Origin of the sequence: Actinosynnema pretiosum, assembly GCF_024171695.1 — a bacterium.
Taxonomy (GTDB): Bacteria; Actinomycetota; Actinomycetes; order Mycobacteriales; family Pseudonocardiaceae; genus Actinosynnema; species Actinosynnema pretiosum.
Map to the genome: position 1 here is coordinate 412,804 of NZ_JAMTCF010000008.1, position 11,600 is coordinate 424,403.

Sequence of the window (11,600 nt, forward strand, 5' to 3'; positions counted from 1 at the left end):
CGGAAGCCCCCGGCCACCGCGCCTGACCGCGAGCCGCTGCGCCGTTCGGATCACCGGTACCGGGGCGTGCCGTCGAATTCGACTCGAATTCGTCGAATGGGGCGCGCGGTTTGTCGAACGGCATGTGAACGGGGTTACGCCGTTGACGTGCGGCGGACATTTTCGTAATACTTTGTTCGCACTTCTGGAAAGCGTTCACGGATATGAACCGGACAGGTCGAGGAAGGCGCTTTCGCAATGCGGATCCCGAGGTATGCGCTGGTGCTTTCCTGCGTGCTGGCCGGGCTGGTCGCCCCGCCCGCCCTCGCAGGTCAAGACCCTGAAGCCGCAGGTCACGACCCCGCTCGGCAGGTGCTGCGCCCCGGCGACGGCTGGGGTTCGGCGGGCAGCGGGACCACCGGCGGTTCCGCCGCGAGCACCGCGGTGGTCGTGCGAACAGCCGCCGAGTTACGCGCGGCACTGGCCGCTCCGGCGCCCCGGATCGTCAAGATCGAGGGGGTGATCGACGTCAGCGGGAACTGCGCATCCTACGAAACCGACGGCTATTCGTTGAAGGCCTATCTGGAGGCTTACGACCCCGCTGTCTGGGGGCGCGACCGGGAGCCGTCCGGGCCACTGGAGGACGCGCGCGCCGCTTCGGCCAAGCGGCAGGCCGAAGCGATCCGCTTCGACGTCGGCTCCGACACCACCCTCATCGGCAACGGCCCCGGCGCGGGCATCACCGGCGGGAACCTGCGGATCGCGGGCGCCCGCAACGTGATCGTCCGGCACCTGACCTTCCGCGACACCAGCGACTGCTTCCCCCAGTGGGACCCGACCGACACGGCCGTCGGCAACTGGAACTCCGAGTACGACTCGGTCGGCGTGATCGGCTCCACGAACGTCTGGGCCGACCACAACACCTTCACCGACCAGCCGAACCCGGACAGCTCGGCGCCGGTCCACTTCGACCGCCCGTTCCAGCGCCACGACGGCCAGCTCGACATCACCAACGGCTCCGACCTGGTCACGGTCTCCCGCAACCGGTTCGAGGACCACGGCAAGACCATGCTGATCGGCTCGTCCAACAGCTCCACGGTCGACCCCGGCAAGCTGCGCGTCTCCGTTCACCACAACGTGTTCGCCAACGTCGAGGAGCGCGCGCCCCGCGTGCGGTTCGGCAAGGTGCACGTCTACAACAACCGCTACGAGCCCGGCGCGACCCACGTCTACACCTGGGGCGCGGGCGTCCAGTCGCAGCTGTACGTGCAGAACAACTACGTCAAGCTGCCGAAGGGCGTCGGCGCGGACGAGCTGCTCTACAACTGGGGCGGCACCGCCGTCACCGCCAAGGGCAACCTGGTCGACGGCCGCCCCACCGACGTCGTCGCCGCCTTCAACGCCGCCAACCCGGACAAGCTGCTCGCCCCCGACGCGGGCTGGACCCCGGAGCTGACCAGGGGCCTCGAACCCGCGCACCGGGTCCGCGACCTGGAAGCGGGCGCGCGCCAGGCGGAACTCGTCGTCGGCAAGGGCCCCGGCGCCCACCGGACCGTGCAGTCCGCGATCGACGCCGCCCCCGCGTTCGGCACCATCACCGTGCGCAAGGGCCACTACCGCGAGGTCGTCAAGGTCCCGGCGGCCAAGCGCGGCCTGACCCTGCGCGGCGCCACCGGGCGCGCCTCCGACGTCGTGATCGACTACGACAACGCCAGCGGCACCAAGAAGCCCGACGGCACCACCTACGGCACCACCGGCAGCGCCACCGCGACGATCGAGGCCGCCGACTTCACCGCGCGGAACCTGACCTTCAGCAACTCCTTCGACCGGGCGGAGCACCCGGAGATCACCGCCACCCAGGCCGTCGCGGTCAAGGCCACCGGCGACCGGCAGCTCTACGACCGGGTCACCTTCCTCGGCCACCAGGACACCCTCTACGCCGACTCGCCCAACGCCGCCACCCGCGCCCGCCAGTACTACCGCGACTGCGCGATCAGCGGCGACGTGGACTTCCTGTTCGGCCGCGCCACCGCCGTCTTCGACCGCGCCACCATCACCGCGCTGAGCAGAGGCAGCGACCCCAACGGCTACATCACCGCCGCGAGCACCAGGCGCGACAACGAGTTCGGCTTCCTGATCACCAACTCCACGATCCGCAGCGACGCCGCGCGCGGCACCTACTACCTCGGCCGCCCCTGGCACCCCGGCGGCGACGTCGACGCCATCGCCCAGGTCGTCGTGCGCGACACCAAGCTGCCCGCCGCCGTGAAGTCCGCGCCGTGGACCGACATGTCCGGCTTCTCCTGGCGGGACGCCCGCTTCGCCGAGCACCGCAACACCGGTCCCGGCGCCGGGACCGGCCAGGACCGGCCGCAGCTCACCCCCGAGCAGGCCGAGCGCTACACGACGCGCGCCTACCTGTCCGGCGACGACGGGTGGAACCCCGCATGAGGACGAAGACCTGGGCGCCCTACGCGCTGATCGCCCCCACGCTGCTGCTGATGGCGGTGTTCCTGGTCTACCCCATCGGCAGCGTCCTGTACTACAGCTTCCAGGACTACAACGTCACCCAGCCCTGGAAGAACGGCTTCGCCGGGCTCGACAACTTCCGCGTGATGCTCTTCGAGGACCCGCTGTTCTGGCAGAGCCTCCAGTTCAGCGCCAAGTGGGTCGTCGTCGAGGTCGGGCTCCAGCTGCTGCTGGGCCTGGCGCTCGCGCTGATCGTCAACGAGACCTTCATCGCCAGGGGCTTCGCCCGCGCGCTGGTGTTCTCGCCGTGGGCGGTCTCCGGCGTGCTCACCACCGGCATCTGGATCCTGCTCTACAACCCGTCCACCGGCATCTTCCAGCAGCTCGCCCAGTGGGGCATCGGCGACGCGGGGACATCGGTCCTGGGCAACCCGGACACGGTGTTCCCGGCGACGGTGGTGACCGAGCTGTGGCGCGGAGTCCCGTTCTTCGCGATCATGCTGCTGGCCGACCTCCAGACCATCCCGAAGGACCTGTACGAGGCGGCCTCGGTCGACGGCGCCAACCGGTGGCGGCGCTTCCTCAGCGTCACCCTGCCGCACCTGCGCGACGCCATCGTGCTGTCCACGCTGCTGCGCGCGGTGTGGGAGTTCAACAACGTCGACCTGATCTACACCCTCACCGGCGGCGGACCCGCCAACCAGACCACCACGCTGCCGCTGTACGTGGCGCGCAAGGCGGTCGACTCGCACGACTTCGGGTACGGCTCGGCGCTCACCGTCGCCGGGTTCGTGATCCTGCTGTTCTGCTCGATCCTCTACCTGCGCCTGTCGAAGTTCGGGAGCCGAACGTGACCGAGACCCTGGTCAGGCCCGCGGTCGACTCGCCGCCGCCGACACCACCGCAGCGCCGCCGCAAGAGCGGCCACCACGACCCGAGCCGGGTGTTCCGGCTGCACCTGCCGCTGGTGCTGTACCTGCTGTTCACCCTCATCCCGTTCTACTGGATGCTGGTGTTCGCCCTGCGCCCCACCGGTTCCACCGCGCTCGTGCCGTGGCCGATGACGCTGGAGCACTTCGACACGGTGTGGAACGGCATCGGGTTCGGCGTGTTCTTCACCAACAGCATGATCATCGCCGGGGGCACGCTGATCGCGGTGAGCGTGCTCGCCCTGATGGGCGGCTACGCGCTGGCCCGCTTCCAGTTCAAGGGCCAGCGGGTGTTCCTGCTCGCGCTGCTGTGCAGCCAGTTCATCCCCGGCGCGATGATGCTCATCCCGCTGTTCGTGATCTTCCGCGAGGCCGGGCTGCTCAACACCCTCACCGGCCTGGTCATCGCCGACACCGCGTTCCAGCTCCCGCTCGCGCTGATCCTGATGAGCGGGTTCGTGCGCAACGTGCCGGTGGAGCTGGAGGAGGCCGCCATGGTCGACGGCTGCTCCCGGCTGCGCGCGTTCTTCGCCGTCACCCTGCCGCAGCTGCGGCCCGCGCTGGTCGCGGTCGGCTCGTTCGCGTTCATCGGCGCCTGGAACAACTTCCTGTTCGCGCTGATGTTCGCCTCCAAGCAGGACAAGTTCACCCTCCCGGTCGGCCTGAGCTACGCCCTGGGGGAGTTCAACACCGACTTCGGTGCGCTCGCCGCGGGCGGTGTGGTCGCCGCCGTCCCGGTGGTCCTGGTTTTCGCCGTCGTGCAGCGGTACCTGGTGCAGGGTCTCAGCGCCGGCGCCGTCAAGGGATAGGAGAGGCATGAGGAGAGCACTTCTGGTCGCAGCCGCCGCCGCGCTCGCGCTGGCGGGGTGTTCCAGCGGACCGGCCGACGGCAAGGTGACGATCACCTTCTGGGACAACAACGGCGGTCCCGGCCGCACCCCGATCTACGAGGAGCTGATCAAGCGCTTCGAGGCGGCCAACCCGGACGTCCACGTCGACTACGTCGGCATCCCCAGCTCGTCCGTGCAGCAGAAGTACGACACCGCGATCGCGGGCGGCGGCACGCCCGACGTCGGCGGCGTCACCACCTCGTACCTGTCGAACATGGTCGGGCAGGAAGCCCTGGTCCCGCTGGACGAGCGGGTCGACGGCAGCTCGCTCAAGGGCAAGCTGCTGCCCAGCCTGGTCGAGACGGTCAGGCAGACCGCGCCCGACAACAAGCTGTACTCCGTCCCGTCCTCCGGCAACATGGACGTGATCTGGTACCGGACCGACTGGTTCGCCGAGAAGGGCGTCCAGCCGCCGAGGACCTGGGACGAGTTCACCGCCGCCGCCGAGAAGCTCACCGACACCGCCGCGAACCGGTACGGCTACACCATCCGAGGCGGCGCGGGCTCGGTGTTCCAGCTGCTGACCGAGGCCTACGCCTACTCCGGCACGGACTCGTTCTTCGAGGGCGGCAAGTCCACCGTGGACGATCCGGGCAACGCCGACCTGGTGGAGAAGGTCGCGGCCCTGTACAAGAAGGCCACGCCCGAGGCGGACGTCAACAACAACTACACCCAGATGGTCGCCCAGTTCACCGGTGGCTCCGCGGCGATGATGCACCACAACCTCGGCTCCTACGGCGACGTCACCAAGGCGCTGGGCGACAAGGTGGAAGCGCTCCCGCTGCCGGTCGGCCCCAGCGGCAAGCGCACCGTCGTGCCCAACCCCACCGACGGCTTCGCGGTGTTCCGCAACAGCGAGAACCAGGACGCCGCCTGGAAGTTCGTCGAGTTCCTGACCTCGGCCGAGAGCAACAGCTACTGGAACGAGAAGGTCGGCCAGATCCCGGCCAACACCGACGTGCGCTCGCAGCCGTGGATCGAGCAGAACAAGCCGGTCAAGATGGCGCTGGACGTGCTGGAGGACCCGGCCACGATCACCGTGCCCGCCCCGGTCTACCTGCCGCAGTACTCGTCCATCACCAAGGCCGACAGCGAGCCGCAGTACCAGAAGGTGCTGCTCGGCCAGCTCAGCGCGGACGAGTTCCTCAAGGCCATGGCGGAGAAGCTGACCACCGCGCAGCAGGAGTGGGAGGACCGGAAGTGATCGAGCGGGTCGAGGTGTCGGTGTTCACCACCACCGCGCACACCGAGGTGGATCCGGCCGGGCACCGGCACCCCGGCCCGGCGCACGAGGTGCGCGAGGCGCTGCTGGAGGTCCACGCGGGCGGCGCGGTCGGCCGGGTGCAGGTGCACCCCGACCAGCTGCGGCCCGCCGTGCTCGACGGCATCGTGCGACCCGTCCTGCTCGGCCAGGACCCCTGGGACCGCGAGCGGCTCTGGAAGTCCATGGCGCGCAAGCAGCGCGGCTCGCACGGCCGGTTCACCGACCGCGCGCTCGGCTACGTCGACACCGCGCTGTGGGACCTGGTCGGCCAGCTCTCCGGGATGCCGGTGTGGAAGCTGCTCGGCGGCGCCAGGGAGAAGATCCCGGCCTACGCCAGCACCATGTGCGGCGACCGCACCCCCGGCGGCCTGAGCACGCCCGGCGACTACGCCGAGTTCGCCAAGCAGCTCGTGGAGACCGGCTACGGGGCGATCAAGCTGCACACCTGGATGCCGCCGGTGCCCGGCGCGCCCAGCGTGCGGATGGACATCGCCGCGTGCGAGGCGGTCCGGGACGCGGTCGGCCCCGACATCGCCCTCATGCTCGACGCCAACCACTGGTACTCGCGCACCGAGGCCCTCGAACTCGGGAAGGCCTTGGAGCAGCTGGACTTCTACTGGTTCGAGGAGCCCATGGAGGAGGCCTCGGCGGCCTCCTACCGCTGGCTCGCCGACCAGCTCGCGATCCCGGTGATCGGGCCCGAGGTGGCCTGGGGCAAGTTCCACACCAGGGCCGAGTGGATCACCTCGGGGGCGTGCGACATCCTGCGCGCGGGCCCCACCGACGTCGGTGGCATCTCCGCCACCGTCAAGACCGCGCACCTGGCCGAGTCGTTCAACGTGGACTGCGAGATCCACGGCGACGGGAGCGCGAGCCTGGCCGTGCTGGGCGGCACCGACGTGGGCCGCTGGTACGAGCGCGGGCTCCTGCACCCGCACCACGACTTCGACCGCGTGCCACCGCACCGGCTCACGATCGCCGACCCCCTCGACGAAGCGGGGTGCGTCGCCATGCCCACCGGGGCAGGCCTCGGCGACCAGTGGGACATCGAGCACATCCGTGCTCACACGAAGGAGAGGTGGTGACACCACGCCCCGGCTCTTCTCGCCAGGGCAGGAATTTCCCGAACCGCCGCCTGTGTGCGATGTACCGCCGCTGGTCCATTGTCAACAGCGTTCTCGGGAGGAAGTTCCCATGCACCAGAAGTCAACCCGCGTGCAATGGCGCACCGGGCTCGTCGTCGTCGCAGTGCTGGTGGGCGCGTCCGTCGCGGCCCCCAGCGCCGGAGCGGCCTCGTTCAACCTCGAGGGTTGGGCGACGCAGGGCGGCGGCACCACCGGCGGGGGCAACGCCTCCCCGACGACCGTCACCAGCGCCTCGCAGTTCACCACGGCGGTGCAGGCGTCAGGAGCGGGCGTCATCCGGTTCTCCGGCACGATCAACCTGTCCAGCATGACCAAGGTCGCGTCCAACAAGACGATCCTCGGCGTCGGCTCCGGCGCCACGATCACCGGGCAGGGCCTGAACATCGCCAACGCGTCCAACGTGATCGTGCGCAACGTCAACTTCCGCAACTGGGGTGACGACGCGATCAACGTGCAGTACTCGACGAGGGTGTGGCTCGACCACAACTCCTTCGCCAACGGGTCGGACGGCGCGCTGGACGTCAAGCGGGCCTCGGACTACGTCACCGTGTCCTGGAACAAGTTCAGCAGCCACGACAAGACCATGCTGCTCGGGCACAGCGACGACAACGCGTCCGAGGACACCGGCAAGCTGCGCGTGAGCTACCACCACAACTGGTTCGACGGCACCAACCAGCGGCACCCCAGGGTGCGGTTCGGCAACCCCGTGCACGTGTACAACAACTACTACGGCGGGGTGACCTCGTACGGCGTCGCGTCGACCAAGGACGCGGGCGTCCTGGTCGAGGGCAACTACTTCGAGAACACCAAGGACCCGTTCCACCGGGGCGAGGGCTCGTCGCCCGCGGCCCCGCTGGTGGCGCGGAACAACCACTTCGTGAACTCGGGCAGCGGCGACCAGGGCGGTTCGGTCAAGTCGATCCCCTACTCGTACGCGCTGGACGCGGCCAGTTCGGTCAAGTCCGTGGTGACCGGCGGAGCGGGCACCGGCAAGATCTGATCGTGCGGTGAGCGCGGCCCCGGTTCCCCTCAGGGGGGCCGGGGCCGTGCGGTACGGTGATCCGGCACACATCATGATCATGGCGTGGTACCGCGCGCACCCAGGAGCGAGACCCGTGAAGAGAACCCCGGTGCTGATCGTCGGAGCGGGCGCGGTCGGCACCGTGCTCGGCCACCACCTGCGGCTGTCCGGCGCCGACGTCACCCACCTCGTCCGCCCCGGCCGCGCCGAGCCCCACGCCGCCCCGAAGCTGCTCTACGACTACGACGACGACGAGATCAAGCTCTACCAGGGCTACCACGTGGTCGAGCACGCCTCCGAACTCGCCGGACGCGACTTCCCGTTCGTCGTCGTCACCCTGGACGGGCACACCAGCCGCACCGAGCAGGGCGTCGCCACGCTCACCTCGCTCGGCGACCTGGTCCGCGAGAACGACACCGTCGTCATCATGTGCGGCATCGGCGTCGGCCTGCGCCAGCACTACCTGGACGTGCTGGGCATCGACGAGGAACGACTGCTCTTCGGCGTGCAGGGCGCACTGGCCCACCAAGCCGACCCCACCTTCACCGCACCCCCAGGCAAGGACGCCGAGGCCTTCGCCCGAGCCGACTACTGCTACGCGCACCCCAAGCGCGGCACCGGTTTCAGCGTCACCCGCCACAACCCGACCGAGGCCGAGCGCTTCGCGTCCCTGTACAACACCAGCGCAGCCTCCCGCTGCAGCTACCTGAACCCCCACATGGCCGACGCGTTCAGCGGCGCCCTGTTCGCGATCTACGCGGCGTGGGGCCTCAAGGGCTGGCCCGCGCTGGACGAGGTGATCGCCGACAAGCCCCTGTGGACGCTGGCCTGCGACGCCCAGCGCGAAATCCTCTCCCTGCCCGCGAACGGCCGCTTCGGCAAGCTGGCGGCGGGCGTCATGGGCCCGAAGGTGACGGCCGCCTACCACCGCGCCCAGGAGCGCGGCGTCCGCCCGCTGGACCTGGCCAAGTTCAACGCCTTCCACCACGGCGCCAAGGTGCGCGCCCAGGACGTGGCAATGCTCCGCGACCTGGCAGAGGAAGGCGCACGCGCCGATCAGCCGATGCCCGCCCTGCGCGACCTGCTGGGCCGCCTGGACGCCCAGGGCGAGCCTCACGAACTGGCCGCGCAAGGCTGACTCCCCCCCTTCCCACCCCACCACCTCCCCAACGCGAACGGCCCCAGTCTCCACCTGGAGACCGGGGCCGCCGCACACCTTCGGCGCTTCGGCGCTTCGGCGCTTCGACGATTTAGCGCTCTATCCCTTGCGCCACTTCTGGTTCGACTTGCCGGTGCACTCCCACTGCTGGAGCGCCGAGCCGGAGCCCCAGGAGCCGGTGATGTCCACGCACTTGTTGGCCTGCGGGTTCACCAGGTCGCCCGCGCCGCTGAGCACGAACTGCTGCGCCGGGTTGCCCGAGCAGGTGGCGAGCTGGATCGCCGCGCCGTTGTCGCGCGAGCCCCACGCCACGTCCATGCACATGCCGAACGCGCGCACGGTGCCGTCACCGGCGAAGGTCCAGTTCTGCGCGTTGGTGCCGTTGCAGTCCCAGACCTGGAGCCGCTGGCCGTCCTTGGCGTTGGAGTTCGGCACGTCGATGCACCGGTTCTGGTGCCCGATGATCTTCGTGCCCGACCCGCCGCTGCCGTTGGTGGTCAGCGTGAGCCCGTAGGCCGACAGGATCGGCTTGAGCGGCTGGTAGACGCTCGTGCCACCGTTGGAGCAGTTGCCGCCCGCGCCCGAGGTGACGCCCTGGGCCTGGTTGCCGGACAGCACCGCGCCGCCCGAGTCGCCGCCCTCGGCGCACGCCGTGGTCGACACGAGCCCGTTCACGATCCGGCCGCCGTAGTTCACCGTGACGTTCTTGGCCTGGATGGTGCCGCAGCGCCAGCCGGTCGTGCGGCCGGAGCGGCAGATCGTCGCGCCGACACCCGCCTCCTGGCTGCCCGCCACCACGACGTTGCCGCCGGAGTAGTTGTTCACCCAGGGCTTGGACGCCCAGTCACCGTTGGTGCGCACCCAGGCGTAGTCCTGACCGGGGAACGAGGACCCCGCGAACGTGCCCTGGTTGACGTTGTTGAAGCCCTTGGTCGTGCTGCCGGTGCCACCGCAGTGACCGGCCGTGACGAACCCGCCGTTCACGGGGAAGCCCACCGAGCACAGCGTGTTCCCGTTGATGACGTACTGGTCGCCACCGCGCAGGTCGTGCGCCGGCTTCATCTCGTGCCCGGTCGTGACCCGGACCGACCCCTCGACACCGGCCTTGGCCGCGAACTCGCGCCCGGCCTGCTCGGAGGCGGCGGTCACGACCACCGTGTTGCTGGTCGGGTCAACGTACCAGGAGTGCACCGCCTCGGTGCCGCTCCGCGCGCTGTCGAGCGCGGACTTGGTGTCGTCCAACGCCTTCTCGCTGCGCGCGACCGGAACCGGCTCGGCCCCCTTGTCACGCACGGCCTTGGCCGCCGCGTCGTCCGTGACACCGACCTTCAACTTGCCCTTGTCGAACCAGGACCCGCCGAACTTCCCGTCCAGCTCGCTCCGCAGCTCCTCGGCGACGGGCACGCCCGCCTGCTCCTTCTGCTGCCGCGCCGTGGCTTCGGCGGGCGTAATGGCCAGGTCGCGCTCCAGGGCCTCGGGCAGGGTGGCCGAGTCCGGGTTCGCGGCTGGTTCAGCCTGTGCCGCTGCCGCAGGCAGCGTGATCAACGCAGCGGTCATGACCGCCGCGCAGCACTGCGCAATGAGTCTCACGAAACAACTCCGTGGGTGCAGGGTGTGGAGAGTTTTGTGAGAGCGCTCTCGTATGCGAGCTTCGCAGGAATACCGCAGGTGGGTCAATAGGGGATTCCACATACGACAACTGCGCTGCGTAACGGGAACCGGGGTGAGCGATCGGCGTCGGAATCAATTCCGGAACTGCTCGAACATCACCTGGTACCCGTCGTAGTCGGCACCCTGGAACACCACCGCCCACCCGGCGTCCTCAGGCGGCAGCACCACCTCCAGCCCGTCCTGGGCCGCCCACCACCGGTGCAACGCCTCGACGTCCGACACCGGCACCGCCAGCACGAACCCCGCCCCCACCGGCCCCTCCTGCGCGCTCACCCGGTCGCGCTCGGAGATGTAGGGGTGCGCCTGCCGGTCGGAGAGGATCAGCCACGTGCGCCCGTGCGTGAGGTACCGCAGCGTCGGCTGCTCGTCGTTGGGGATCTCCTTGAACCCAACCGCCAGGTACAGGTCCCGCGACCGATCGAGGTCCGCGACCCGCAACCCAACCTTCACCTGACGTGAGCCCATCACCACGCGAAAGCACCTCCCGGCCTGTTTCTGAACGGCCCCAAGCCTCGCAGAAACCGCCGGGAGAACCCCTACGTCAACTTTTGACCGCACCCCCACCCACAGCCCAGACCGCCAGCGGGCTGCGGGGCGAGCGCAGCGAGCCCACGCAGCCCCACTCCCGCGTCCCTCTTCTCCGTTTGGCCTGGCGAAGCCCGAGCGCGCTCGTCAAGATGCCGCCGCACCGCCACGGCAGACCGCCCGAGTCAAACGGCGTCTTGACGAGTGAGGTGATCTCAGTGAGGTGTGTGCTGGTCAGGTCCCGCGGGCATGGCACAGGGAGCCTTCCGGTAGGACTGGATTTGCGAAGACCCCGTCCAGGAAAGACTCCCTGTGATCCCCCATCCTGCCATCCTCGACGTCCCCCACGCACTGGCCAGGCACCTGGCCCGCCTGCTCAATGCCGAACGCCACCGCCGGGGCACCCGCGCCGGAACCCGCGCCCTGACCTGCCTCGACCAGGCCGTATTGGGCCTGCGGTGGCTGCGCGACCACACCGACCCCGCCCGCCTGGCCCGCGACCACCGCGTCTCCCGCGCCACCGCCTACCGCTACCTCGACGAGGTCCT

The 11,600-nt window shown here is 69.6% G+C and carries 9 protein-coding genes and 1 pseudogene; 8 read left to right on the forward strand and 2 right to left on the reverse strand.

What is annotated here, in order from left to right; all coding sequences use genetic code 11:
- The first annotated feature begins 261 nt into the window (after positions 1–261).
- The 7 genes from LV78_RS19185 (at position 262) to LV78_RS19215 (ending at position 8,835) form a co-directional block, all read left to right on the forward strand.
- Positions 262–2,430: a pectinesterase family protein gene (locus LV78_RS19185; RefSeq protein ID WP_253846637.1), complete on the forward strand. Its 2,169-nt coding sequence runs from the start codon at positions 262–264 to the stop codon at positions 2,428–2,430.
- A complete protein-coding gene (locus LV78_RS19190; protein ID WP_253846639.1) occupies positions 2,427–3,302 on the forward strand; it encodes a carbohydrate ABC transporter permease in 876 nt (291 codons plus the stop codon). The genes LV78_RS19185 and LV78_RS19190 overlap by 4 nt, the downstream gene beginning before the upstream one ends.
- Positions 3,299–4,186, forward strand: coding sequence for a carbohydrate ABC transporter permease (locus LV78_RS19195; protein ID WP_253846640.1), 888 nt, complete (start codon positions 3,299–3,301; stop codon positions 4,184–4,186). The genes LV78_RS19190 and LV78_RS19195 overlap by 4 nt, the downstream gene beginning before the upstream one ends.
- Before the next feature lie 7 nt (positions 4,187–4,193).
- Positions 4,194–5,471 (forward strand): ABC transporter substrate-binding protein, encoded by a 1,278-nt coding sequence (locus LV78_RS19200; protein ID WP_253846641.1) that lies wholly within the window; start codon positions 4,194–4,196, stop codon positions 5,469–5,471.
- Positions 5,468–6,616: an enolase C-terminal domain-like protein gene (locus tag LV78_RS19205; RefSeq protein WP_253846642.1), complete on the forward strand. Its 1,149-nt coding sequence runs from the start codon at positions 5,468–5,470 to the stop codon at positions 6,614–6,616. Before LV78_RS19200 ends, LV78_RS19205 begins: the two co-directional genes overlap by 4 nt.
- Positions 6,617–6,725: 109 nt before the next feature.
- Positions 6,726–7,676 carry a pectate lyase family protein gene (locus tag LV78_RS19210; protein WP_253846643.1) on the forward strand — a complete coding sequence of 317 codons (951 nt, stop codon included), beginning with the start codon at positions 6,726–6,728 and terminating at the stop codon, positions 7,674–7,676.
- A gap of 115 nt (positions 7,677–7,791) precedes the next feature.
- On the forward strand, positions 7,792–8,835 hold the full coding sequence (locus LV78_RS19215) for a ketopantoate reductase family protein (RefSeq protein ID WP_253846644.1): 1,044 nt from the start codon (positions 7,792–7,794) through the stop codon (positions 8,833–8,835).
- 120 nt (positions 8,836–8,955) lie between these two features.
- Here the strand turns inward: LV78_RS19215 and LV78_RS19220 are convergent, their stop codons facing one another.
- Complete coding sequence (locus LV78_RS19220) at positions 8,956–10,413, reverse strand: ricin-type beta-trefoil lectin domain protein (protein WP_253846645.1); 1,458 nt, start codon at positions 10,411–10,413, stop codon at positions 8,956–8,958.
- 186 nt (positions 10,414–10,599) lie between these two features.
- The gene (locus LV78_RS19225; protein WP_253846646.1) at positions 10,600–10,977 is read right to left on the reverse strand and encodes a VOC family protein; all 378 of its coding nucleotides are present in this window, start codon (positions 10,975–10,977) and stop codon (positions 10,600–10,602) included.
- A gap of 387 nt (positions 10,978–11,364) precedes the next feature.
- On the opposite strand from LV78_RS19225, the pseudogene LV78_RS19230 reads away from it, so the two are divergent.
- A pseudogene (locus LV78_RS19230) lies at positions 11,365–11,600 on the forward strand (IS5/IS1182 family transposase); the annotation flags it as partial.

Excerpts from the sequence above, each read along its gene's own strand:
- LV78_RS19190 (WP_253846639.1), top strand. The coding sequence starts at position 2,427 with ATGAGGACGAAGACCTGGGCGCCCTACGCGCTGATCGCCCCCACGCTG.
- LV78_RS19200 (WP_253846641.1), top strand. The coding sequence starts at position 4,194 with ATGAGGAGAGCACTTCTGGTCGCAGCCGCCGCCGCGCTCGCGCTGGCG.
- LV78_RS19210 (WP_253846643.1), top strand. The coding sequence starts at position 6,726 with ATGCACCAGAAGTCAACCCGCGTGCAATGGCGCACCGGGCTCGTCGTC.
- LV78_RS19220 (WP_253846645.1), bottom strand. The coding sequence starts at position 10,413 with ATGACCGCTGCGTTGATCACGCTGCCTGCGGCAGCGGCACAGGCTGAA.